The sequence below is a fragment of the Pseudomonas sp. 32A genome (assembly GCF_052682255.1).
In genome coordinates this window covers 353,687-378,371 of record NZ_JBQYLY010000001.1, presented here as the reverse complement: position 1 = coordinate 378,371, position 24,685 = coordinate 353,687, and the positions used below count along the sequence as shown (strand labels likewise).

23 protein-coding genes are annotated in these 24,685 nt (G+C 61.3%); 8 read left to right on the top strand and 15 right to left on the bottom strand.

Features of this window, described 5'->3' with window-relative positions; translation table 11 throughout:
- Positions 1-35: 35 nt before the first annotated feature.
- Entirely contained in the window at positions 36-1,118 is a 1,083-nt protein-coding gene (queG, locus tag ACUN0G_RS01670) for a tRNA epoxyqueuosine(34) reductase QueG (protein WP_421551959.1), read from the top strand.
- Here queG and ACUN0G_RS01665 read toward each other — a convergent pair.
- Together ACUN0G_RS01665 and orn are read right to left on the bottom strand one after the other, a co-directional pair.
- On the bottom strand, positions 1,097-1,714 hold the full coding sequence (locus ACUN0G_RS01665) for a trimeric intracellular cation channel family protein (RefSeq protein ID WP_173860422.1): 618 nt from the start codon (positions 1,712-1,714) through the stop codon (positions 1,097-1,099). The genes queG and ACUN0G_RS01665 overlap by 22 nt on opposite strands.
- 198 nt (positions 1,715-1,912) lie before the next feature.
- Positions 1,913-2,455 carry an oligoribonuclease gene (gene orn, locus ACUN0G_RS01660; RefSeq protein ID WP_003217529.1) on the bottom strand — a complete coding sequence of 181 codons (543 nt, stop codon included), beginning with the start codon at positions 2,453-2,455 and terminating at the stop codon, positions 1,913-1,915.
- Positions 2,456-2,561: 106 nt separating this feature from the next.
- On the opposite strand from orn, the gene rsgA reads away from it, so the two are divergent.
- Complete coding sequence (rsgA, locus tag ACUN0G_RS01655) at positions 2,562-3,593, top strand: small ribosomal subunit biogenesis GTPase RsgA (RefSeq protein WP_258343418.1); 1,032 nt, start codon at positions 2,562-2,564, stop codon at positions 3,591-3,593.
- A gap of 300 nt (positions 3,594-3,893) precedes the next feature.
- Positions 3,894-4,289: a type II toxin-antitoxin system PemK/MazF family toxin gene (locus tag ACUN0G_RS01650; RefSeq protein WP_445572558.1), complete on the top strand. Its 396-nt coding sequence runs from the start codon at positions 3,894-3,896 to the stop codon at positions 4,287-4,289.
- Between the two features lie 60 nt (positions 4,290-4,349).
- Here ACUN0G_RS01650 and motB read toward each other — a convergent pair whose 3' ends face one another.
- Both motB and motA read right to left on the bottom strand, forming a co-directional pair.
- Positions 4,350-5,372, bottom strand: coding sequence for a flagellar motor protein MotB (gene motB, locus ACUN0G_RS01645; protein ID WP_258343416.1), 1,023 nt, complete (start codon positions 5,370-5,372; stop codon positions 4,350-4,352).
- Positions 5,373-5,375: 3 nt separating this feature from the next.
- Positions 5,376-6,227 (bottom strand): flagellar motor stator protein MotA, encoded by an 852-nt coding sequence (motA, locus tag ACUN0G_RS01640; protein ID WP_258343415.1) that lies wholly within the window; start codon positions 6,225-6,227, stop codon positions 5,376-5,378.
- A gap of 166 nt (positions 6,228-6,393) precedes the next feature.
- Between motA and ACUN0G_RS01635 the strand changes: the two genes are divergently transcribed.
- Genes ACUN0G_RS01635 through asd form a run of 3 tightly spaced genes read left to right on the top strand, consistent with a single transcriptional unit; the run spans position 6,394 to position 9,680 of the window.
- Complete coding sequence (locus tag ACUN0G_RS01635; RefSeq protein ID WP_421525265.1) at positions 6,394-7,929, top strand: HDOD domain-containing protein; 1,536 nt, start codon at positions 6,394-6,396, stop codon at positions 7,927-7,929.
- A gap of 58 nt (positions 7,930-7,987) precedes the next feature.
- Positions 7,988-8,803: a rhodanese-like domain-containing protein gene (locus ACUN0G_RS01630; RefSeq protein WP_102367974.1), complete on the top strand. Its 816-nt coding sequence runs from the start codon at positions 7,988-7,990 to the stop codon at positions 8,801-8,803.
- A gap of 16 nt (positions 8,804-8,819) precedes the next feature.
- Positions 8,820-9,680: an archaetidylserine decarboxylase gene (asd, locus tag ACUN0G_RS01625; protein ID WP_445572557.1), complete on the top strand. Its 861-nt coding sequence runs from the start codon at positions 8,820-8,822 to the stop codon at positions 9,678-9,680.
- Positions 9,681-9,800: 120 nt separating this feature from the next.
- Here the strand turns inward: asd and serB are convergent, their stop codons facing one another.
- Entirely contained in the window at positions 9,801-11,015 is a 1,215-nt protein-coding gene (serB, locus tag ACUN0G_RS01620; protein ID WP_003217536.1) for a phosphoserine phosphatase SerB, read from the bottom strand.
- Between the two features lie 134 nt (positions 11,016-11,149).
- On the opposite strand from serB, the gene ACUN0G_RS01615 reads away from it, so the two are divergent.
- Positions 11,150-12,682, top strand: a complete 1,533-nt coding sequence (locus ACUN0G_RS01615; RefSeq protein WP_063033400.1) for an AhpA/YtjB family protein — start codon at positions 11,150-11,152, stop codon at positions 12,680-12,682.
- A 188-nt stretch (positions 12,683-12,870) separates the two neighbouring features.
- Here the strand turns inward: ACUN0G_RS01615 and ACUN0G_RS01610 are convergent, their stop codons facing one another.
- The 9 genes from ACUN0G_RS01610 to ACUN0G_RS01570 all read right to left on the bottom strand — a co-directional run bounded on the left by ACUN0G_RS01610 (position 12,871) and on the right by ACUN0G_RS01570 (position 22,436).
- Positions 12,871-13,578, bottom strand: a complete 708-nt coding sequence (locus ACUN0G_RS01610; protein WP_026078082.1) for a PqiC family protein — start codon at positions 13,576-13,578, stop codon at positions 12,871-12,873.
- 177 nt (positions 13,579-13,755) lie between these two features.
- On the bottom strand, positions 13,756-16,020 hold the full coding sequence (gene parC, locus ACUN0G_RS01605; RefSeq protein ID WP_003217539.1) for a DNA topoisomerase IV subunit A: 2,265 nt from the start codon (positions 16,018-16,020) through the stop codon (positions 13,756-13,758).
- Between the two features lie 10 nt (positions 16,021-16,030).
- The gene (locus ACUN0G_RS01600) at positions 16,031-16,552 is read right to left on the bottom strand and encodes a retropepsin-like aspartic protease family protein (protein ID WP_076018074.1); all 522 of its coding nucleotides are present in this window, start codon (positions 16,550-16,552) and stop codon (positions 16,031-16,033) included.
- Entirely contained in the window at positions 16,549-17,553 is a 1,005-nt protein-coding gene (locus tag ACUN0G_RS01595) for an esterase-like activity of phytase family protein (protein WP_445572556.1), read from the bottom strand. Before ACUN0G_RS01595 ends, ACUN0G_RS01600 begins: the two co-directional genes overlap by 4 nt.
- The gene (gene parE, locus ACUN0G_RS01590) at positions 17,553-19,457 is read right to left on the bottom strand and encodes a DNA topoisomerase IV subunit B (protein WP_003209518.1); all 1,905 of its coding nucleotides are present in this window, start codon (positions 19,455-19,457) and stop codon (positions 17,553-17,555) included. Before parE ends, ACUN0G_RS01595 begins: the two co-directional genes overlap by 1 nt.
- 44 nt (positions 19,458-19,501) lie before the next feature.
- Positions 19,502-20,110 (bottom strand): YqiA/YcfP family alpha/beta fold hydrolase, encoded by a 609-nt coding sequence (locus tag ACUN0G_RS01585; RefSeq protein WP_177071121.1) that lies wholly within the window; start codon positions 20,108-20,110, stop codon positions 19,502-19,504.
- 353 nt (positions 20,111-20,463) lie between these two features.
- On the bottom strand, positions 20,464-21,279 hold the full coding sequence (gene cpdA / locus ACUN0G_RS01580; RefSeq protein ID WP_445575507.1) for a 3',5'-cyclic-AMP phosphodiesterase: 816 nt from the start codon (positions 21,277-21,279) through the stop codon (positions 20,464-20,466).
- A 99-nt stretch (positions 21,280-21,378) separates the two neighbouring features.
- The gene (locus ACUN0G_RS01575; protein WP_003209507.1) at positions 21,379-21,828 is read right to left on the bottom strand and encodes a DUF1249 domain-containing protein; all 450 of its coding nucleotides are present in this window, start codon (positions 21,826-21,828) and stop codon (positions 21,379-21,381) included.
- Positions 21,819-22,436 carry an NUDIX domain-containing protein gene (locus ACUN0G_RS01570; protein WP_421526067.1) on the bottom strand — a complete coding sequence of 206 codons (618 nt, stop codon included), beginning with the start codon at positions 22,434-22,436 and terminating at the stop codon, positions 21,819-21,821. The genes ACUN0G_RS01575 and ACUN0G_RS01570 overlap by 10 nt, the downstream gene beginning before the upstream one ends.
- A gap of 211 nt (positions 22,437-22,647) precedes the next feature.
- On the opposite strand from ACUN0G_RS01570, the gene ACUN0G_RS01565 reads away from it, so the two are divergent.
- Entirely contained in the window at positions 22,648-23,394 is a 747-nt protein-coding gene (locus tag ACUN0G_RS01565; protein ID WP_063033406.1) for an RsiV family protein, read from the top strand.
- Here the strand turns inward: ACUN0G_RS01565 and cytX are convergent.
- On the bottom strand, positions 23,363-24,652 hold the full coding sequence (gene cytX / locus ACUN0G_RS01560) for a putative hydroxymethylpyrimidine transporter CytX (RefSeq protein ID WP_445572555.1): 1,290 nt from the start codon (positions 24,650-24,652) through the stop codon (positions 23,363-23,365). The genes ACUN0G_RS01565 and cytX overlap by 32 nt on opposite strands.
- Between the last annotated feature and the right edge of the window lie 33 nt (positions 24,653-24,685).

The following is a 24,685-nucleotide window of genomic DNA, read 5'->3' as shown; positions in this document are numbered from 1 at the left end:
AATTATACGCATCTAACCTGCGGTTTCTCTTGTTCATGCCTGCTATTACCTACGACCTGCCCGCCCTCGCCCAATCGATCAAAGACTGGGGACGCGAGCTGGGCTTTCAACAAGTGGGCATCAGCGGCCTCGACCTCGCCGAGCATGAGCAGCACCTGCAACGCTGGCTCGAGGCCGGCTACCACGGTGAAATGGACTACATGGGCGCCCACGGCAGCAAGCGCTCACACCCGGAAGAACTGGTACCCGGCACCTTGCGCGTGGTCTCCCTGCGCATGGACTACCTGCCCGGCGACACTCAAATGGCCCAATTGCTGGCCAAACCCGAAAAAGCCTACATCTCCCGTTATGCCCTCGGCCGCGACTACCACAAGCTGATCCGCAAGCGCGTGCAGCAACTGGCCGACCGGATTCAGGCACAGATCGGCCCGTTCGGCTTCCGCGCGTTTGTCGACAGCGCCCCCGTGCTGGAAAAAGCCATCGCCGAAAAAGCCGGGCTGGGCTGGATCGGCAAAAACACCCTGGTACTCAATCGCAAGGCGGGCAGCTACTTCTTCCTGAGCGAGTTGTTTGTCGACCTGCCATTGCCGGTCGACCCACCGCACACCACCGAACACTGTGGCCGTTGCACCGCCTGCCTGGACATCTGCCCGACCAACGCCTTCGTCGGCCCCTACGTGCTGGACGCCCGACGCTGCATTTCCTACCTGACCATCGAGCTGAAAAGCGCGATCCCCGAAGACTTGCGCCCACTGATCGGCAACCGGGTATTCGGCTGCGATGACTGTCAGATCGTTTGCCCGTGGAATCGTTTCGCCCGGCCTACCGACGAAGGTGATTTCAAGCCACGGCACAATCTGGATAATGCAGAGCTGGCCGAATTGTTCATGTGGGACGAGGACAAATTCCTCAGCAGCACCGAAGGCTCGCCCCTGCGCCGCGCCGGCTATGAGCGCTGGCTGCGTAACCTGGCGGTGGGCCTGGGGAATGCGCCATCCAGCATTCCGGTGCTGGAAGCGCTGAAGGCGCGCCGGGAATATCCGTCGGAACTGGTGCGCGAACATGTGGAATGGGCGCTGAACCAGCACGCCGAGCGTCAGTGCACGTCGTCGTTGTAGACGAACTTGGGCATTTCCCAATGGAAGCGGATCGCCAACAGGCGCAATAGAAAGCCGCTGAACAGCGTCAGCAGGATCGATTGCTCGCTGGGCAGTTCCAGATAGATGCACAGCATGTAGAACCAGGCGGCCAGGAACGACACGCTGGCGTACAGCTCGCGGCGGAAGATCAGCGGGATGTCGTTGCAGAAGATATCCCGCAGGATGCCGCCGAATACCCCGGTGATCACCCCGCTGACCGACGCCACCAGCATGCCGTGGCCCATTTCCAGGGCAGTCATGCAACCGATCAGGGTAAAGGCCACCAGACCGACGGCGTCCAGCGCGAGGAACAGCGAGCGCAGGTGGCGCATGAGTGGGGCGATGAAGATTGTCACCAGAGCTGCGATGGAGGTCAGCACCAGGTATTCCGGGTGTTTGACCCAGGTCAGCGGGTAGTGGCCGAGCAACACGTCACGCACCGAACCGCCGCCCAGCGCCGTCACACAGGCGATCAGCACCACACCGAACCAATCCATGCCCCGCCGCCCGGCAGACAGGGCGCCCGTCATGGCTTCGGCGGTAATGGCGACGAGGTAGAGCATCAACAGCATGATGGCGATCCTTGCAAAGTTGTGGCGAGGGGGCTTGTCCCCCGTTGGGGTGCGAAGCAGCCCCTTTTAAAGGCAATAGAGTTTTCAGGTAGATCGGGATGTCAGATTTTAGGGCCGCTTCGCAGCCCAACGGGGGACAAGCCCCCTCGCCACAGACAAGCCCCTCGCCACAAAAGCCCGCTGGGCTCAGGTATTACCGCTTTAGAACTTGATGAAATGCTTGCGGTAATGCTGCAGCTCGGCAATCGACTCGCGAATATCGTCCAGTGCCAGGTGGGTGCTGCCCTTGTGGAAGCTGTCTTTGACTTCCGGTGCCCAGCGCGCGGCCAGTTCCTTCAAGGTCGACACGTCCAGGTTGCGGTAGTGGAAGTAGCTTTCCAGCGCCTTCATGTGGGTATAAAGAAAACGGCGGTCCTGGCAAATGCTGTTGCCGCAGATCGGCGACTTGCCCTTGGGCACCCACTTTTCCAGGAAGGCGATGGTTTCCGCTTCAGCCTCGGCCATGCTCACGCGGCTATCGCGCACACGCTGGGTCAGGCCCGAGTTGCCGTGGGTGCGGGTGTTCCACTCGTCCATGGTGGCCAACACCGCATCGCTGTGGTGAATGGCAATCACCGGACCTTCGGCCAAGGTGTTGAGGTTGCTGTCGGTGACAATGGTCGCCATCTCGATGATGACGTCGGTGTCAGGGTTCAGACCGGTCATTTCCAGATCGATCCAAATCAGGTTCTGTGGGTTTTGCATGTCGTGGTTCCTTGGCACCTTGGCGTAGCTGCGCAGTTTAGCAGGCAGGGCGTGCTAGACTCGCGACCGTTTTACCTAACCTTTGCATTATCGACACGGAACACCAATGGCCAAACGCCAGCTTAACCGTCGCCAAAACTGGCGCATCGAAAAGATTCAGGGTGAACGCGCTGCCCGCGCCGCCAAACGTGAATCCTCCGCCGTGGAAGCGCTTGAGGGCGGCGACCTGGGCCCCGAGCAAACGGGCCTGGTGATCGCGCACTTCGGTGTGCAGGTCGAAGTCGAGGCCACCGAAGGCGATCACGCCGGCCAGGTGTTCCGTTGCCACCTGCGCGCCAACCTGCCTGCGCTGGTGACCGGCGACAAGGTGGTATGGCGTGCCGGCAACCAGGGCATCGGCGTCATCGTCGCCCAGCTGCCGCGCACCACCGAACTGCGTCGCCCCGACAGCCGTGGCCAGCTCAAGCCGGTAGCGGCCAACGTCGACATGATCGTCATCGTCTTCGCGCCACTGCCCGAGCCCCATGCCAACCTGATCGACCGCTACCTGGTAGCGGCCGAACACGCCGGCATTCGCCCGCTGTTGCTGCTGAACAAATTCGACCTGATTGACGAGCAGAACGCCCCGGCGCTCAACGCGCTGCTGGCGGTGTACCGCACCCTCGGCTACCCGGTGCTGGAAGTCTCGGCGCATCACGGCAATGGCATGGAACAGTTACAGACCGAACTGGATGGACGCATCAGCGTGTTCGTCGGCCAGTCGGGTGTGGGCAAGTCGTCCCTGGTCAACAGCCTGTTGCCGGAAGTCGAAACCCGTGTGGGTCCACTGTCGGAGCTGTCCGGCCAGGGCACCCACACCACCACCACTGCACGGTTGTTCCACTTCCCGGGCGGCGGTGAACTGATCGACTCCCCAGGCATTCGTGAATTCGGCCTGGGCCATGTGAGCCGTGCCGATGTTGAAGCGGGCTTTATCGAGTTCAACGACCTGATCGGCACCTGCCGCTTCCGCGACTGCAAACATGACCGCGAGCCGGGTTGCGCCCTGCTCAAGGCCCTGGAAGACGGCCGCGTGCAGCAGCAGCGAATGAACAGCTATCGCTCGATCATCGCCAGCTTGCCCGAGACCACTTACTAAGCTGCGAATCGGTGCCGTGCCATGCCTTGAAACACATAAAGCATGGCACGGAACCCCCGCCCCCATTGATTAAATCAAGTCAGCCATCAAGAATCCGCTGCAACTGGGCGGCCCATGATGCAAGCCAGCTTGAATTCGATTTTCCCAATGCTCATACTCGCTCCGTCACCAGCGCAAGCTGGCAGGAGTCTGGATCCTTTTCGGGGTTGATCCAGCGGCGCAGAAGGGGCGAAGCAAGCTCCACTGCGTGTCGAATGAAGCCGCCTTCGGGCGGCTTTGCTTTTTCCGGGGAATCGACGATTGCCTCTCTACTACCATCCTAAACAAGGCGATGTTCTTCTATGCGACTTCACACGGGGCTTTGTGGCTCCTGAAATGCTGAAGATCCGCAAAGTCGTCGTCATATTGCCTACTGCCACACACAAGCGCAAACTGTGCACAGTGGTCCCGATCTCCTCCACTGCTCCCGACATTCAGTACGACTGGCACCATTTGTTGCGGATCAATCCACTGCACACCGATGGCTATAAAGCGCTATGGGTGAAATGCGACATGATCTACACCGTCAGTTTCGAGCGACTGGACAAGCTGCACAGAAAGACCAGGACTACAGGGCGAGAGTATTTTGTACCGCGTCTGGGCGCAGAGGATATGCGAGGCGTGATTGACGGCGTGAAAGCTTATCTCCCGATCTGATACATCGATCAAAAAAATGCCCCGAGAGTTCGGGGCATTTATTAATGGTCGAAACAACACTCATGAACCCGTCGCAGGCTGAGTCGGATCCTTCACACCGCCATCGTCAAACAGGTTCAGCTTCTGCCGCAGCTCATGGGCTGGCAGCGGCTCCTGCTCGGGCGGCAGTGCGTTCGGGTCTGCCGGCACTTCGCCCGGCGCGCCTTCACCCTGAGTCGGCGCCGGTGGCGTCGCAGGCGGGTCACCTTCAATCGCCCGCTGGGCCTTTTTGGTCAGCACGACGATATCGATGCGTCGGTTGATCGGGTTGAACGGATCCTTGGGATCAAACAGCTGCGAGGAAGCAAACCCCACCACCCGCGCCACTTGCGGGTCCGGATAGCTGCCAGCAACCAGTGCACGGCGCGCGGCATTGGCCCGGTTGGCCGAGAGCTCCCAGTTGCCGAAGTCGCCCTGCCCTGCATACGGCTTGGCGTCGGTGTGGCCACTGATGCTGATCTTGTTCGGCACCGCCTTGATGGTGTCGGCCATGGCCAACAGGATGTCTTCAAAGTACGGCTTCAACCGCGCGCTGCCAGAGTCGAACATCGGCCGGTTGGCGGCGTCCGTGATCTGGATGCGCAGGCCATCGGGCGTGATCTCGAAGGAAATCTGGTCCTTGAACTTCAGCAGTTGCGGGTTTTCCTCAACCTTGGTCTGCAGCTCTTGCAGCAGCAATTCCAGGCGCTCCTGCTCGACCTGTTCGGCCATGCTCTCAACGGTATCGCGCTCGATCGGAATTTTTTCCTGGGGCGAATCGGTCTTGACCTCAGGATTGATGGTGCGCTCTGGCGCCAGTTGCGGCGAACCACCGAGGTCGATCACAAAAGGCGTGCCGCTCTCGGAGAAACCGATGGGGTCCTTGAAGTACCCGGCGATGGCGATCTTCTGTTCCGGCGTAGCGGTGGACATCAGCCACAGCACCAGGAAGAACGCCATCATCGCCGTCGCAAAGTCGGCGAAGGCGATTTTCCAGGCGCCGCCATGGTGCCCCGCAGCGAAGCGCTTGACGCGCTTGATGATGATCGGCTGGTTGTTTTCCATGGCTTAGCGACCGCGAACCGCTTGTTCCAACTCAGCGAAGCTTGGACGGTGCTTCGGATACAGCACCTTGCGCCCGAACTCCACCGCCAGCGATGGCGGCATGCCGGAAGCCGATGCCACCAGGCACGCCTTGATGGCTTCGTACAGATTCACTTCTTCCTTGGCATCGTGGGCCAGGGACGTGGCCAGCGGGCCGAAGAAACCGTAGGCCGCGAGAATACCGAAGAAGGTACCTACCAGCGCCGCACCTACGTGCATGCCGATGGCAGCCTGATCGCCTTCGCCGAGGGAGGCCATGGTCACTACGATCCCGAGAACCGCCGCAACAATACCGAAACCGGGCATGCCGTCAGCGATACCGGTCACGGCGTGGGACGGGTGCTCCAGCTCTTCCTTGAGGCTGAACAGCTCCATGTCGAACAAGCCTTCCAGCTCATGGGGCGCCATGTTGCCGGACGACATGATGCGCAGGTAATCACAGATGTAGGCAGTCATGCGCTCGTCTTTGAGCACCGCCGGGTACTTGGCGAAAATCGGGCTCGCCGAAGCGTCCTCGATATCACCTTCAATGGCCATCATGCCTTCGCGGCGGCTCTTGTTGAGGATCTCGTAGATCAGCCCCAGCACTTCCAGGTAGAAGGTGTGGGAGAAGCGCGAGCTGAACATACCCAGCGACTTCTTGATCACGTGCATGGTCATGTAGCCAGGGTTGGCTTGCAGGAATGCACCGAACGCCGCACCGCCGATAATCAGCACTTCGAAGGGCTGGATCAGCGCCGCAATCTTGCCGTGGGAAAGGACGTATCCGCCGAGCACGCTCGCGATGACGACGATGATGCCGATAATTTTAGCCATAGGGGATGAGTACTTGCGCCGTCGGGTTCAGGGTCATATTCGCCAGAGTTGAAAACTCTTGTTCTACTTATCGGCAAATCTGCGCCAGACTATAGCTCGTTATGGCGAAAAACCAGTTCGGCCCGTCCCGGGCGTGTTGACCGCAAGTGATGATCGCGCCCCAATCATGGCAAATGAAACGACAGTCCCAACTCAAAAACCCACGACGCTGGCCGCTTGGATAAAGCGTCTGGACGATGTGCTCTTGCCTGTTCCACAGGCAAGCCACGACCGTGTCTGCAAGGCCATCGCCGACAACCGCAGTTCGTTGCGCGATATTGCGGATCTGATGCAGAACAGCCCGGCACTGGTGCTCAGCGTGATGCGCGAGGCGAATAACCAGGCCCATGGCAGCCTGGCGGAGCCCGCAGAAAACCTCGAAGTGGCGATCAATCGCCTCGGCCTCAAACGCACCGAGGAACTGCTGTCGCGCCTGCCTTCAGTGCCACTGAATGAAATCCCCGTGGCCCTTCGCCAGTTGCAGATGATCAGCCAGCACGCCTCGCAACAAGCCAGCGGCCTGTTCGCCAGCCGCCTGGCGCGCCTGTGGCAAGACATTCATTGGGGCAGCCTGCTGTTTCTTTCGCCGCTGTGGCCGATGGCGATTGCCTATCCCAAGCTGCTGGAAGCATGGGAACTGCGAGTGATCCACAAGGGTGAATCGGCCCGCATAGTCGAACAGGAACTGTTCGGTGTGCGCCTGCTGGACCTGTGCCTGGGATTGACCGAAGCCTGGCGCCTGCCGATCTGGGTGTCCCAGGGTTATACCTTGCTGTTGAAGGAAAAGCGTTTGCTGGCCAAGGCGCTGCGCATCGCCCGCGCAGACGAACCCTTGCGTCAACAGCAGTTGCTGGATGCCGACCCGAACCTGCGCCGCTGGCTGAATCAGCCGGCGAATACCGTGCTGTTGGCCAACGGCCTGGCGCTGGCGGCGCAGGAGTCGTGGACCTGCCCGCACACCCAACGCTGGCAATACCTGACCGCGCTTTACCTGCAACAACCGCTGGCCGAGGTGCAACAACAGTCTCACCAACACGCAGCGATCAGTGCCCGCAACACTCTCATGCGCGACCTGTGGCACCCGGCGTTGTCGTTGCTCTGGCCCTGGGATGTGCAGCGCGTTCACCATGGGTTGCTGCCGGCACCACCGCCCACCGCCGAATCCCTGGCAATCTGGCGCAAGCGCTGCACCGAATTGCTGGTAGAGCCGAACCGCTTTGCCAACGCCATGCACCTGACCACCTGCGCCAAGGAAGCCCTGGTGGCCTGCGGCATGCAACGGGTGATGCTGCTGATGGCGGACAAAACCCTGAGCACCTTGCGCGTGCATCAAGTCGACGGCCTCCCCAAAGACGCCGACCACATGAGCCTCGACGCGACACAAAGCACCCTGCTGCAACGCCTGCTGGCCAAGTCCGCTCAGGTGCGCCTCAACCCCGACAACCATGCTCAGTTCTCGGCACTCCTGCCTGCGCAACTGCGCCGCCTGTTCAAGGGCGAGCATCTGCTGCTGCGCTCTCTGAGTTGTAATGGCCGGGTGGTGATGCTGATGGTGGCCGACCAGGGCGGCGGGCCGTTCTCGGAAACCACCGTGCAAGCCTTCGGCAAAACCGCCCAATGCATCGAAAAGGCCCTGCACAGCTTTACCAACCGCAGCGCCTGAAGCTTGCGCTACAATCGCCCTCCTTTAGCGCCCAACTTTTATGCCCAGGAGACCTCACATGCCTGACTTCTCTGGCTTGCCGCTGGTTATCGAGGCCAGTGACCTGCTCGGTCGCCTTGATGCCGAACACCTGATCCTGGTGGACCTCACCAGCGCCGCACGTTATGCCGAAGGGCATATCCCCGGCGCACGCTTTGTCGACCCCAAGCGCACCCAACTGGGCCAGCCACCAGCGCCGGGCCTGCTGCCGGGCAAGGCTGATCTGGAAAAGCTGTTCGGCGAACTGGGCCACACCCCGGATGCCACTTACGTGGTGTACGACGACGAAGGCGGCGGCTGGGCCGGGCGATTCATCTGGATGCTCGACGTCATCGGCCACAAGAAATACCACTACCTCGACGGCGGCCTGCTGGCGTGGCTGGAAGAAAAACACCCAGTGTCCACCGAGGTACCGGCCAGCGCCGGCGGCCCGGTCAGCCTGACGTTGCATGAAGAACCCACCGCCACCCGCGAGTACCTGCAAAGCCGCCTCGGCGCTGCCGACCTGGGCATCTGGGATGCCCGCGGCCCGCTGGAATACTCCGGGGAGAAAGTCCTCGCGGCCAAGGGTGGACATATCCCGGGCGCGGTGAACTTCGAATGGACCGCCGGCATGGACAAGGCGCGCCAACTGCGCATCCGCCGCGACATGCCGCAGATCCTCGAAGACCTCGGGCTGACCCGCGACAAAGAAATCATCACCCACTGCCAGACTCACCACCGTTCTGGCTTCACCTACCTGGTGGCCAAGGCGCTCGGTTATCCGCGAGTCAAAGGTTATGCCGGTTCCTGGGGCGAATGGGGCAACCACCCCGACACCCCCGTTGAGATTTAAGGTTTAAGGACAGTTAATGAAAAAGCAGTTGTTCATCCTCAGCCAGTACTTGCTGCCCCACCACCTGCTGTCGCGTCTGGCCGGTTGCATTGCCGAATGCCGCGTACGCTGGTTCAAGAATGCGTTCACCACCTGGTTCGCCAAGCGCTATCAAGTGGACATGTCCCAGGCCCTGGTTGAAGACGTGACCGCTTACGAGCACTTCAACGCCTTCTTCACCCGCGCCCTGAAAGACGGTGCACGGCCGCTGGATCAAACTCCAGGCGCGGTGCTGAGCCCGGCCGACGGCGCTGTCAGCCAGTTGGGCCCGATTGAACATGGCCGGGTGTTCCAGGCCAAGGGCCACAGCTTCAGCGTGCTGGAATTGCTCGGTGGCGATTCGGCGGTGGCTGCGCCATTCATGGGCGGTGATTTCGCCACGGTCTACCTGTCGCCGAAGGACTACCACCGGGTGCACATGCCACTGGCCGGCACCCTGCGGGAAATGGTCTACATCCCTGGCCGCATCTTCTCGGTAAACCAGACCACCGCCGAAAACGTGCCGGAGTTGTTTGCACGTAACGAGCGTGTTGCCTGCATTTTCGACACCGAACGTGGCCCGATGGCCGTGGTGCTGGTGGGTGCAATGATCGTGGCGTCGATTGAAACCGTATGGGCCGGCCTGGTTACACCGCCGAAGCGCGAACTGAAAACCTTCCGCTACGACGAAGCTGCCCGCGGGCCGATCCATCTGGAAAAAGGCGCGGAACTGGGACGTTTCAAGCTGGGTTCGACGGCGATCGTGCTGTTTGGGCCGGACCAGGTGACATGGTCGGCAGAAATGCGCGCGGGGACGCTGGTGCAGATGGGCCAGGGCATGGGTTTACCGAAAGCCTGACCTAACGATCATTCCCACGCTCCGCGTGGGAATGCATCCCGGGACGCTCCGCGTCCCAACCTCAAAATCGGACGCGGAGCGTCCAGGGCGGCGTTCCCACGCAGAGCGTGGGAACGATCTTCAGAGCTGACCGTCGCGGTCACGGAAGCCCAACAGGTACAACACCCCATCCAGCCCCAAAGTCGAAATCGCCTGTTTGGCCGATTGCTTGACCAGCGGCTTGGCACGAAACGCCACACCCAACCCGGCAATCGCCAGCATCGGCAAGTCATTCGCCCCGTCGCCGACCGCAATGGTCTGCTCCAGACGCAATCCTTCCTTGTGTGCCAATTCCCGCAGCAGGTCAGCCTTACGCTGCGCGTCGACAATCGGCTCTACCGCCACGCCCGTCACCTTGCCGTCCACCACTTCCAGCTCGTTGGCGAACACGTAGTCGATACCCAGCTTGGCTTGCAGTTGCTTGGCGAAGTAGGTGAAGCCGCCAGAAAGGATCGCGGTCTTGTAGCCCAGGCGCTTGAGTTCGGCGAACAGGGTTTCGGCGCCTTCGGTCAGGCGCAGGGAGGCACCGATGGAGTCCAGCACGCTCACATCCAGGCCCTTGAGCAGCGCCAGGCGCTCCTTGAAGCTGGCACGGAAATCCAGCTCACCGGCCATGGCGCGCTCGGTGATTTCCGAGACTTGCTCGCCCACACCCGCAGCCTTGGCCAATTCGTCGATGACTTCGGCTTCGATCAGCGTCGAATCCATGTCGAACACCGCCAGGCGGCGATTGCGGCGGAACAGCGAGTCTTCCTGGAAGGCGATATCGACGTTCAGCTCCTGGGCAACGCTCAGGAATTCGGCACGCAGGGCCTGAGGATCTGCCGGCTCACCGCGTACGGAGAACTCAATGCAGCCCTTGCCCTTGTCCGCTGGCGTGTCCAACGGCATGCGACCCGACAGACGGTCAATATGGTCGATATTCAAACCGTACTGAGCCGTGATCGAACTGACACGCTGCAATTGCTCGGCTGTCACCTTGCGGGTCAACAGCGTCACGATGTGGCGTTTCTTGCCCTGGCCGGCCACCCAGCTCTGGTAATCCTCTTCGGACACCGGCGTGAAACGCACCTGCTGATCGAGCTTATACGCCGTAAACAGGATGTCCTTGAGCACGGACGAGGCCTGCTCGGTGCTGGGAATTTCCACCAGGATGCCGAACGACAGCGTGTCGTGAATCACCGCCTGGCCGATGTCGAGAATGTTCACACCACCCTGGGCCAGAACACCGGTAATGGCTGCGGTGAGACCCGGACGGTCTTCACCGGTGATGTTAATCAGGACAATTTCGCGCAAAGCGCACCCCCGAGCTGGAAAAAAACCGCATTCTACCCACTTTCAGTGACCATCGGGCACAGCCAGCGCTTTGCCGGTCTTGGGCCTGTCGCTATACTGCGCGTCAACTTCACGGACTAAAGAGCCGAGCTTAAGTGAACCGGCCCACGCCAGTAAAAACCGACAACTTCTTCCTGCTGATCTTCCGGGCACTGCGCCACCGCCGTGTACCGATCGCATTACGCATCGCCAGCCATAACGTGATCCTGGTCGCCCTGGCCCTGGTCATCTACGCCTGCGTGATGGGTTTGCAGTTCAAGCAGGCCATGCATGAGCAAGCCGACGCCCTGGGCGAGAGCCTGACCACCCAGACCGCCACCTCGGCGACTGAGTTGTTGGTGTCCAACGACATCCTCAGCCTCAACGTGCTGCTCAACAACCTGACCAAGAACCCGCTGGTGGCCCACGCCGCTATCTATAGTGTGGACAACCGGATCATGGCCGAAGCCGGGCAACGCCCGAAAAACGGCCTGCTGGGTGAAGCCGAAGGTCTGTACCAGAGCAATATCACGTTTCAGGACGTGAAGGCCGGCCAACTGCGCATCAGCCTGGACATGCAACAGTTCCAGCAGCCGATGACCATCAGCCTGCAAAGCATGGGTATCTTGAGTGCGATCCTGCTGGCACTGTCCCTGGCCTTGAGCCTGCGCCTGGGCCGGCATATCTCCACGCCACTGATGCAACTGCGCATCTGGCTGCGGGATATCGACGAGCACACCCCGGCCACCGACCGCCAGGACGAAATCGGCGACCTCGCCCGCCAGCTGCACACCAGCTTCGCGCCGGAGCCCGTGGTGCCCGAGGTCGAACCCGAGCCCGAGTTCGACGACACCGAGTACGAAGACGACGAGCCCGAGTTTGAGGTGCGCAACCTGCGCGACCCGAGCTTCGACGAGTCCGCGCCTGTGGCCGGTCTCAAGCCCGCAGCCCGTCATGTGATCAAGGCCGAAGAAGACGAACTGGACGAAGAAGACCCGTTCGCCGATCTTCGCGACAACTCAGCCCCAACGACCACCGTGCCGCAGCCGGCCCCCGTGCGCAGCACCCAGCCCCAGCACAGCGCCGTATTGGCCGTGCAGTTGGGCGCACAGGACCAACTGCGCCGCTTGCCGCGGGCACGCCTGACGGAGTTGCTGGAGCGCTATCGTGATTGCCTCGACCAGGCGGCCTCGCTGTATCAGAGCGAGCTGCACACCCTGAACGATGGCAGCACGCTGATGCTGTTCCACAGCGAAGACAGCGGCGAAGACTACCTGACCAACGCCATCTGCTGCGGTGAGCTGCTGCGGGCCCTGGGCCATGCGCTGCAGATCGAAGTGGCCGACAGCGGCATCACCTTGCAGCTGCAATTGGGCCTGACGGTGGGCGACGATCTGTATGGCATGAGCCAGATTGATCTGCTGCTGACCGAGATTGCCCAGGACGCCCTGGCCTTGTCGCAACACAGCCGCAACCTGCTGCTGGTGGAACGCAAGATCAGTGACGACGTGCTGATTCGCCAGCGTGCGCGGATCCGCCCGATTGCCAGCCCTGAGGGTGCGTGCTGTGTGGAGCGGCTGATGGAGCCTTACCCGTCGATGCTGGAGCGCCAGCTGGCGCGGATGCATGAGACGCGGGCGAAGAACTGAAGAACAACGCTGAACCCCTGTGGGAGCGGGCTTGCTCGCGAAAGCGGTGTATCAGAAACACATTTGGTGACTGACACTCCGCTTTCGCGAGCAAGCCCGCTCCCACACTTGATCTGCGAACGACTCAGATCCCGCATAAACAAAAAGGCCCGCTCATCAGCGGGCCTTTTTGTTGGTCTGTATTCAGGTCAGAACCTGAACACTTCCATATCCGTACGAATCGGCACGGCCATCGGCATCTTCGGCTTCTCCGGTGCCGCAGCCTTGGGCTGCGCCGGGGCCTGTTTGCGTGGCGCCTCTGCAACCGCCGGCTGATTGGCCAGTGGCTTGAGAGCGACGGACAACTGCTCAGCCAAACGCTGCAGCAACACACCCTGGGCCTGGACCTGGGACGCGGTGCTGCCGGCGTGTTCTTCCTGCAAGTGCACGATGCGGTTATCCCGCACCTGGCCACGGCGGTCGATCAAGCGCCACTGCGCGTCGAGGATCGCGGGTTGCGAAACGCCCGAGTCCAGCCGCGTAATGGTCAGCAGCACCTGTACGTCCGGGGCAAAACCCAACGGCGCCGGGGCCAACACAACACGCTGGCTGTCCAGATGGCCCGCCACCTGGCGCAACATCAACTGATTGATGTCGGACGACAGGCTACCGGCCCAGCGGCCATCGGTGGAACCTTGCAGGCTGCCGTCGTTCTGACGTTGCAGCAGGGTTTCACGTTGCAGGTAGTCGGCCACCACAACCGGGCCAAGCAATACGGCCATGCCGGCACTTTGTGCAGGCTGAGCCGGACTTCCACTGTCCAGCTGATACAGCGACACAGGTTGATGTGTGCTGCAACCCGCCAGGCCCAAAACGCCAGCGAGCAACAAAAATAAAGGAAGGCGCGGAGCAGTCATCATCCCATCCAGGTGGCTGCCACAAGGCGAACCACAATGTAATACTCAAAAATAACCTAAACGCGCTCAGCCACGCCGGCGCTGGAAAGGCCATATCATCCGTGAATATGCGCCATGACTCCAGCGCGAAAGCGTCGATCTACGGGTTAAATCGTAGATCGGGTGCTCTATATCGCGTTAAACCGGCGTTTCCACCAGTAAAGCGTCCACTCGCTGGAAGCCGCGCGGCAGTTTATTGCCGCGACGACCCCGCTCACCCTTGTAGTGCTCAAGGTCGTCAGGGCGCAGTGACAACGTGCGCTTGCCGGCCTGCAACACCAGGGTCGAGCCTTCCGGGATCACGGCGATGTCGGTCACGTACTCTTCGCGACTGGCCACCCGCTCCCCGGGGATACCAATGATCTTGTTGCCCTTGCCTTTGCCCAACTGCGGCAAATCGCTGATCTTGAACACCAGCAGGCGCCCCTCGGTGGTCACCGATGCCAGCCAATTGCCTTCACGGTCTTCCACCGGACGCGGCAGGATCACCTTGGCGTTGTTCGGCAGGCTCAACAACGCCTTGCCCGCCTTGTTCTTGGCCTGCAGGTCTTCACCCTTGACCACGAACCCGTAGCCCGCATCGGAGGCGATGACGTACAGCGAATCATCGTCCGGCAGCAGCACGCATTCAAAATTCGCACCCGGTGGCGGTGTCAGGCGCCCGGTCAACGGTTCGCCCTGCCCCCGCGCCGACGGCAACGTATGCGCCGGCACCGAATAACTGCGACCGGTGGAGTCGATAAACACCGCAAACTGGTTGGAACGCCCCGCCGCAGCGGTTTTGAAACCGTCACCCGCCTTGTACGACAGGCCGGTGGCGTCAATATCATGCCCCTTGGCCGAGCGAACCCAACCCTTTTCCGACAGAACGACGGTAATTTTCTCGTTGGGCAGCAGCTCGGTTTCGGTCAGGGCCTTGGCTTCGGCACGCTCGACAATCGGCGAACGGCGATCGTCGCCATAGGTTTCGGCATCCTTGATCAGCTCGGTGCGCACCAGCTTCTTCAGCTTGGCTTCGCTGCCCAGCAGGGCCTGGAGCTTGGCTTGTTCCTTGAGCAGCGCGTCCTGTTCGTCACGCAGCTTCATCTCTTCCAGACGCGCCAACTGGCGCAGACGCGTGTCGAGAATGTAGTCAGCCTGGATTTCGCTGAGCTCGAAGCGCGCGATCAGCTCGGCCTTCGGGTGTTCGGCAGTACGGATGATGTGGATCACTTCATCCAGGTTGAGGTAGGCAATCAACAAACCGTCCAACAGGTGCAGGCGGCGCTCGACCTTGTCCAGGCGAAATTGCAGGCGGCGACGCACGGTCTGTACCCGGAACTCCAGCCATTCCACCAGCAATGCCCGCAGGTTCTTCAACTGCGGCTTGCCGTCCAGGCCAATGATGTTGATGTTGACGCGGTAGCTGGACTCCAGCTCGGTGCTGGCGAACAGATGCTGCATCAGCACTTCGTGGTCGACCCGGCTGTTGGTCGGGATGATCACGATGCGGCACGGGTTCTCGTGGTCGGACTCGTCACGCAGGTCGGCGACTTGCGGCAGCTTCGACGGCTTGGCCTGCATCAACGCGGCAATCTGCTCCAGCACCTTGGCGCCGGATACCTGATGCGGCAGCGCGGTGACGATGATATCGCCGTCTTCGATGTGGTACACGGCGCGCATGCGCACCGAGCCTTTACCGGTCTGGTAGATTTTCAGCAGATCGGCGCGCGGCGTGATGATTTCCGCTTCGGTCGGATAGTCCGGGCCCTGAATGTGCTCGCACAACTGCTCGACCGTAGCCTTCGGCTCGTCCAGCAGGCGCACGCACGCGCTGGCCACTTCCCGCAGGTTGTGGGGCGGTACGTCAGTGGCCATGCCCACGGCGATGCCGGTGGTGCCATTGAGCAGGATGTTCGGCAAACGTGCCGGCAATACCAACGGTTCGTCGAGGGTGCCGTCAAAGTTCGGGCCCCAGTTGGCCGTGCCCTGGCCCAGCTCGCTGAGCAGTACTTCCGAATACCGCGACAAGCGCGCTTCGGTGTAACGCATGGCGGCGAAGGACTTGGGATCATCCGGCGCACCCCAGTTACCCTGGCCATCCACCAGCGTGTAGCGATAGCTGAACGGCTGGGCCATCAGCACCATGGCCTCGTAGCACGCCGAGTCGCCATGGGGGTGGAATTTACCGAGCACGTCACCGACGGTACGCGCCGACTTCTTGTGCTTGGAGTCAGCGTCCAGGCCCAACTCACTCATCGCATAGATAATGCGCCGCTGTACGGGCTTCAGGCCGTCGCCGATATGCGGCAAGGCACGGTCCATGATCACGTACATGGAGTAGTTGAGGTAGGCATTTTCGGTGAAGTCAGCCAGCGACCGGCGTTCAACGCCGTCTAAGCTGTCTGCAAGGATGTCACTCATGCGGGCCTCATCATTGTTTGGTCTGGCGCAGCAGCAAGGTGCCGCTGCGCTGGGTAAATTCAAGTTGTTTCAATGCACTCATGCCCAGCAATACCTGTTCATCGCCCAAACCCGGTACCACGATGGCGCGCACGTCCTGAAGGACGATATCGCCCAGTTGCAGGCGGCCCAGCTCGGTCCGGAAGCCCTGGGTTCGCCCGTTGGCCGTACTCACGCCAACCGGCATGCCGCGTTTAAGCCCGAGACGGTCGGCCAATTCGGCCGGAACCGCCACGTCGGTGGCCCCGGTGTCGAGCATGAACTGCACCGGCTGGCCGTTGATCTGGCCAGTGGCGACGAAATGCCCTTGGCCGTTGCCCAGCAATTTTACTTCGACATAACCCTCGTGTTGCTCCGAGGTCACCACGGCATTGGGATTTTCCTGTCGCGCTTCCCACTGTCCAAAAAATCGTGTCGCCAAAAACAGGCCGGCGCCCCACGCGACGAACATCAACACACGGCCGGCGCGCTTGCCCGGTGGTTGCACACTCATGGCTTGGCGCTCCAGCCACCCGCAGGGGCGGCGAAACGATAGACCATCGGCCGTTTCTCGCCATCGGCGCGGGCGCCGAAGTTGTTGTCGATACCGATCCAGGCACCGTCAGCGTCCACCACCAAGGCTTCGGCCAATCCATAGGCCTGGGCATAACGCCGATTCGGCGTCAGCGCTTCATCGGCAAACGACCAGCACAACTCCACCTGGGCCGTGACCGCATCCCGGCGACACACCTGAAACGCATTGCGCTCCAGGGTAAACAGCTTGCCATTGAACAGCGCCAGGTCGGCAAAGTCCTTGGACACCGCCTTGGCGCCCGGGAACTGCGCCGGCTGCATCTCCTGGCCGGCCTCGCTCAGCAGTACACAAGGGCCGTCACAATCCCAGAGGGTTTGCGGGCGCTTGATGGAGATCAACCCGCGCCGCTCGCGTTCGGCCGCAAGCCAGATTTGATTGCCTTCCGGGTTCACCACGATGCCTTCAAACAGCGCATTGAAGTGCAGCAACATGCCACTGGCCCGAGCTTCGCGAACCATGCCCGGGGCGATCTTCAGCCACTCCGTATCACCGTGTTCTGAGGAGAAAGGCACCCTGAGAACCGCCGCGTGAGCCTCACTGACGATGTAACGGTTGCCCACCGCATCGCAGCTGATGCCTTCAAAATCCAGATCACCACCGCGAATCAACGAAGCCGCCTTTGTGCGCGAACGCAAGCCAAAGGGCAAACCCGACTCCGGCACCGGCGGCACGTCAATCCCGTACTTCTCTGCCTTCCAGACGTCACCGGCGGTATCGAGCCGGTAGATCTGGTCGTCATCGCGATCGGAGACTGTCCACAATTCGTTACCGCATAAGGCCAGGCCCGACAGGTTTCCGCCGCGCATGCCTTCCACCGGGTGTTCCGACAACAGCTTCAGCTCAGCCACAGGCGCCGCGACCACCGAAGTGGTCGCCAACCCGCTCAACAACAGTATCGCCAGGGCGAAACCGCTGCGCATCAGCCCAGAACCTCGGCCAGGTTGCCCTTGGACTCCAGCCAGTTCTTGCGGTCCGGCGCGCGTTTCTTCGCCAGCAACATGTCCATCATTTCCGAGGTAGCGGCGAAATCTTCCAGGGTCAATTGCACCAGGCGCCGGGTGTTCGGGTCCATGGTGGTTTCCCGCAATTGCGGCGGGTTCATCTCACCCAGGCCTTTGAATCGAGTGACCTGAGGTTTGCCGCGCTTCTTCTCGGCCACCAGGCGATCGAGGATGCCATCGCGCTCGGCTTCGTCCAGGGCGTAGAAAATCTCTTTGCCCAAGTCGATGCGGTACAGCGGCGGCATGGCGACATAGACGTGACCGGCATCCACCAACGGGCGGAAGTGCTGGACGAACAGCGCGCAGAGCAAGGTCGCAATGTGCAAACCGTCGGAGTCGGCGTCGGCGAGGATGCAGATCTTGCCGTAACGCAGCTGACTCATGTCCGCCGCGCCCGGGTCGACACCGATGGCCACGGCGATGTTGTGCACTTCCTGGCTGGCCAGCACTTCGCTGCCGTCGACTTCCCAGGTGTTGAGGATCTTGCCGCGCAGGGGCAGGATCGCCTGGAATTCCTTGTCCCGCGCTTGCTTGGCCGAACCGCCGGCGGAATCACCTTCCACCAGGAACAGCTCGGAACGCATCGGGTCTTGCCCGGCGCAGTCCGCCAGCTTGCCCGGGAGTGCCGGGCCCTGGGTAATGCGCTTGCGTTCGACTTTCTTGCTGGCCTTCAGGCGGCGGCCGGCGTTGTTGATCGCCAGCTCTGCCAGGGCCAGGCCCAATTCAGGGTGTTCGTTGAGCCACAGGCTGAAAGCGTCCTTGACCACACCGGAAACAAACGCCGCAGCCTCGCGGGACGACAGGCGTTCCTTGGTCTGGCCGGAGAATTGCGGCTCCTGCATCTTCATCGACAGGACGAACGCGATCCGCTCCCAGACGTCTTCCGGCGCCAGCTTCACGCCGCGCGGCAGCAGGCTGCGGTATTCGCAGAATTCGCGCATGGCATCCAGCAGCCCCTGGCGCAAACCGTTGACGTGGGTACCACCCTGGGCGGTCGGGATCAGGTTGACGTAGCTTTCCTGAACGCTGTCGCCACCTTCCGGCAGCCACAGCAGGGCCCAGTCCACCGCTTCTTTATTACCCGCCAGGCTGCCGCAAAACGGCTCGTTGGGCAGGCGTTCGAATTCGCTGACGGAGTCTTCCAGGTAGGAGCGCAGCCCGTCTTCGTAATGCCACTCGACCTTTTCGCCGGTGCCTTTGTCTTCAAAGCTGACCAGCAGGCCCGGGCACAGCACAGCCTTGGCCTTGAGCACATGCTTGAGGCGGCTGATGGAGAATTTGGGCGAATCGAAGTATTTCGGGTCCGGCGCGAAGTACACGCTGGTGCCGGTGTTGCGCTTGCCGACGGTGCCGATCACTTCCAGGTCGGTGGCTTTGTAGCCATCGGCGAAGGTCATCTGGTACTCGTTGCCGTCCCGCTTGACCTTGACCCGCACATGGTTCGACAGGGCGTTGACCACGGAAATACCCACACCGTGCAAGCCACCGGAGAACTGGTAGTTCTTGTTGGAGAACTTGCCGCCGGCGTGCAGCTTGGTGAGGATCAGCTCGACGCCCGACACCCCCTCTTCCGGGTGAATGTCCACCGGCATGCCGCGACCGTCGTCGGACACTTCCAGGGAATGGTCGGCGTGAAGGATGACTTGTACCGACTTGGCGTGCCCGGCCAAGGCTTCGTCGACACTGTTGTCGATGACTTCCTGGGCAAGGTGGTTCGGCCGACTGGTGTCGGTGTACATGCCGGGGCGTTTGCGCACCGGGTCGAGGCCCGAGAGGACTTCGATGGCGTCGGCGTTATAAGAGCTAGCGCTGGGAGTGGCCATGGGGTCTCGTCGTGAGTCGTTCGATTAAAAAGTAACCTGCGGTTTCACAATGCGGTGAAATCGAAGGATTGGTACTGATCTGCGCCAATGCCGGCAAAACTCAACAGCGCCGGTAACTGCTGGGCAAAACCTTGGTAACCGTGGTCGCCACCGGCCTGGATGCGCAAGGCACAGGCCCGGTAATACTGCTGGGCGAGCCGATAATCCAGTGTTTCATCGCCGGTCTGCAACCACACCTGATAACGCTGGGGGTCCTGAGGCGCCGGTACTTCCAGCTCGGCCAGGGCTGCAACGTGATCGTGAGTCAATTCCCAGGTTTCATCGGTGTAGAGGTTCTTCTGGGTGCCCAGGTATCCGTCGAACATCCGATGAGGGCTGACTGCCGGGTTGACCAGCAAGGCGTTGAGGCCATGGCGTTCGGCAAGATGGGTTGCATAGTAGCCGCCGAGGGAGCTGCCTACCAGCAGTGGCCTTCCGAGGTCACGGATAGCCGCCTCCAACTGGGGGATCGCCTGGCGGGGGTGATGATGCAGGGCCGGCACGCGCAACTGGTCGGCCAGACCGAGGCTGCCCATCACGGTGATCAACTGGCTGGCCTTGTTGGAGGCGGGAGCGCTGTTGAAGCCGTGGATATACAAGATCGATGCGGACATTCCGGGTCCTCTGTGGGTCAGCTCAAAGAGGGGGCAGTTTACAGGGAACTTGAGGGCTAGGCTCTAGCGGGGTTTCTGGGTGCATATCCGTTATTAGGGTGAGGGCTGATAGCACAGCGGCCTACCGGCCGGCTTGAGTGTGGTGAAGCAAAAGCAACAGCAAAACCAGAAGCGGGCACGGTCCAAAATGTGGGAGCGGGCTTGCTCGCGAAGGTCGTTAACGATGACGTGGGCATTCTGATTCAACGCGGCGCCCTTACGTTTTTCGCGAGCAAGCTCGCTCCTACAGAAAAGCAGCTTTGCTTTCGCTTTTAACACTCAAGCCGGCCGGTAGGCCGCCGCCCCCAAAGCCGTCAGTACCCGCTGCTACCGTAATCCACCTGAAACGCAAAGCCCTGCACCCGCTCCACGCCGGTTTCCAACCGTCCGTCGGCATGCAGGCGCAGCCAGCGATAACCGGGCGCTTCCTCGCTCACCTTGAAGTCCTCGCTGCCGGGGGCGAACTGGATGCAGGTGGACGGCGAAGCCAGCAGACGCACGCCGTTGCGTTCGCGGTCGATTTCCTGATGCACATGCCCCCAAAGCACCGCCCGCACCTGAGGAAACCGATCCAGTACCGCAAACAGCGCCTCAGGATTACGCAAACCGATGGGCTCCATCCAAGCACACCCAATCGACACCGGATGATGGTGAAAACACACCAGATGATGCCGAGTCGGCGCCTCACTCAACGATTGCGCCAACAGTTGCAGTTGCTGGTCCTGCAAATACCCCGGCACCGAGCCCGGCACCGCCGAGTCCAGCAGGGTAATCCGCCAGTTACCCACATCCACCACCGGTTCCAGCAACGCACTGTTGATCGCCGCTTGCAGCATCACCTGCGGCTCATCGTGATTCCCCGGAATCCACCGCGCCGGCGCTTCAATCTGTCGGGTCATGTCACGAAACGCCTGATACGACTCCAGCGTACCGTCCTGGGACAAATCCCCGGTGGCCAGCACCAGATCAATCTGCGGCTGCTGCGCCAGCACCAACTCGATCACCCGTTGCAGGCTCTCGCGGGTTTTCATGCCCAGCAGCCCGCCGTCCGCCTCGGCAAACAGGTGGCTATCGGACAACTGCACCAGCAACGCCGAAGCGTCAGGGTTCAAGGCGGATACGCTCGGCAAGGCGTTCTCCCAGGGCGTGATCACAGGAATGGACATTTGAGGCGATTATGCTGGGGCAGGACACAAAGAGGAAACCCGTGAAGCGGACACAGTTCACATCTATCGAACGACTTCGAACTCGTGGCCCAGGGCCAGGCAGTGGCTCAACCATTCGCCGAGGAACACATTGAGCTGTGCTTTCTCATCGGGCTGGTGCATGAACACATTGGGGTAAGGATAGATGCTGCGAAAGCGTCGTGCATGTTCGGCGCTGATCACTTCGGCCATGCGCGCGTCGTGGTACACCTGCACTTCCAACTGCGGCACCGGCAGCCACGGCAGGCTGTGCTCCTGGCGCACCCGCAGGGTGGTGGTGTACGGGCAGTTCACGATCACTTCCAGGGTCAGCACACCGAGCATCTGGTCGCCGTGGGTCACGGCAATGCGCCGCGCCTCGGGGGTGTGGCGCATGTCCGGCAGCAGCCGCATGAGCCGTGCATAGTTGGCCTCGCAGGCTGCTTGCAGCCCGATCAGGTCAACCCGATATCGCTCCCGTGCCTTTACTGCCATAACCCCCTCACTTCCGCGCGATTAAGCGCAAGCCATTGCAGGGCAATAATGCTCGCTGCGTTGGAAATTTTACCGTCACGTACCGCTTGCAGGGCGTCTTCAAAGGCCCAGACGGTGACGCGGATATCTTCAGCTTCCTCTTCCAGTCCATGGACGCCACCGGCCCCGGCGCTTTCGCAACGGCCCAGGAACAAGTGGACAAATTCGGTGCTGCCACCCGGCGACGGAAAGTACTTCGTGATCGGCCAGAGTGCAGAGAAGGTAAGGCCAGCTTCCTCTTCGGCTTCGCGGTGTGCAACCTCCTCCGGTTGCTCATCTTTATCGATCAGGCCGGCGACCATTTCGATCAGCCACGGGTTGTCGGTACGGCCCATGGCGCCGACGCGAAACTGCTCGATCAGCACCACTTCGTCGCGCTGCGGGTCGTAGGGCAGCACACACACGGCGTCATGACGAACAAAGACTTCGCGATTGATCTCACGGCTCATGCCGCCATCAAACTTCTCGTGCCGCAGTTTCAGCCGATCCAGTTTGTAGAAGCCCTTGTAGGCATTGTCGCGCTGAACAATCTCAACCTTGCTCGGCGTCGATTTCGCTGTGTCCGTCATATCAACCCTCGTTTTTTGCCTTGCGGTATCGAGGCGGCCTCGACATCGCGCCATCCTAACGCGCTCGTGCCCCTTGATGCAGCCCCTTTCCGGTTGCCGGGATAGACGGCGGGCGTCAAACTCACTCTAATCAGCTTAGTGGCGAACTGACTGCCTTGTCGGGAGTCGAAGCTCCACATTTTCACCTTTCCTCGATTTATGAAGGACACACATGTCGCTTTTAAAAATCGCCTCCGTGGCCTGTATCGCCTTGACCCTGGGTGCTTGCCAGAGCCTGTTCCAACCGAGCTATCTCAAGCCGCTGGACACCACCGCCGACGCCTCCGAGCAGATCAAACCCGGCTGCAGCAGCCCGGATTGCCCGTTGGTAAACATCGACACCGTGCACTTCCCGTCAGAGCCACAGCTGGACCAGATCATCGAACAGCGCCTGCTGCAGATGGCCCGCACCTCGCCAGGCCAGAGCATGCCCGCTACCCTGAACGCCTACCGCGACAAGTTTTTGCGTGAGTCGCCTGACCGCAACAGCATGTACTTGCAGGCCAAGGTACGTGAGCAGCATGACGGACTGGTGATCATCGAAGTGTCCAGCTACCTGGACACCGGCACCGCCCACGGCGAGCCGGGCCGTGGCTTCATCAACTATTCACGCCTGCTGCACAAAGAGCTGAGCCTGACCGACATGCTGTTGCCGGGCCAGGAAGATGCGTTCTGGAAGACCGCGAAAGTCGCCCACAACAACTGGCTGATCAACTCGCAGATGGACCGTGACCCGGAGTTCGTGAAGAACTGGCCGTTCCAGAAAACCCCGAATGTGGCGCTGACCAGCAATGGCGTGGTGCTCAAGTACAACGTGACCACCATCGCGCCCTACGCATTGGGGCTGATCGAAATGACCATCCCCTATGCGCGCCTGACCGGCGTGATCAAGCCTGAGCTGGTGCCCGCACGCCACTGAAGGCCCGGCCCAGGATGAAGTGCAACAGCCCTGCCAGCACCAGCGCCGGCAGGGTCGCGCCGACATCCGGGTACAGATTCGCCAGCAAGTGATAAGTACTGACGCCACCGAGCCAGGCCAACAGCGCCGGCCAGCGCAGATTGGCAGCGACGCCAAGGCCACGGCGGCGCAGGAGGAAGTGATCCACCAGCACCACGCCGAACAGCGGCGCGAACACAGAACCGATCAGCAGCAGGAAGTTCTGGTACTGCGCCAACGGCGCGAAGCAGGCGATCAGCGTGCAGATAACGCCGATGGCCAACGCCAGGTGCTCGACTTTCAAGCGCAACAGAATCCCGCTGGACACCGCCGCCGAGTGAATATCGGCGAAGGCGTTTTCTGATTCATCCAGCAGAATCAGCAGCAGCGGAATCCCCAGGCCCGCCCCGGCCAATGCCAGCAGCAACGCATTCACTTCACCGCTCGGCGCAAACGCCAGGGTGTAGGCCACGCCCAGGCTCATCAGCCAGAAGTTACCGATGAAGAAACCCAGCGCCGTGCCGCCGAACACGTTTTTCGCGCGTTTGCCGAAGCGTGAGTAGTCGGCAATCAGTGGCAGCCAGGACAGCGGCATGGCGATGGCGATATCGAAGCCCACGGCGAATGGCATCGAACCGTCACCGGCCTGAGCCCAGAGTGCAGCCAGGTCGGCTTTGGCGAACAGGTTCCAGGTCAGCCACAGGCAGGCGGCCAGCAACAGCCAGATGCCCCACTTGCGCAGGATCTGCCGTACGAAGGTCAGCGGACCGCTGACGGCGAGCAAGGTCGCGAGGGCGCCGAATACCAGGGTCCAGAACAATGGGCTGGTCAGCAGGCTGCCTTCGCTGAACGCGCGAGCGCCCAGCAGGCTGGCGGCGTCGCGCATCACGATGATTTCGAACGAGCCCCAGCCAATCAGCTGCAGCAGGTTCAGCAGCGCCGGCAGGCTTGCGCCCTTGATGCCGAGACTGAGTTTGAGGGCGGCCATGGAGGACAGCCCGGTGTCGCTGCCAATCACGCCAACGGCGGCCAGCAGCAGGACGCCGACCAGGGTGCCGAGGAAGATCGCCAGCAACGAGCCGGACAGGCCCAGTCCCGGCGCCAACAGCGCGCCGGTTTGCAGGACCATCAGGCCGATGCCCAGGGAGAACCACAGGGAAAAGAGATCGCGGGCGCCGAAGACGCGTTTGTCCAAGGGGACTGCGATGTCTGGGGAATAGGTGCTGGGTTGAATGCTCAAGGGTGCTATCTCAGAGGGACATGATCGTTCCCA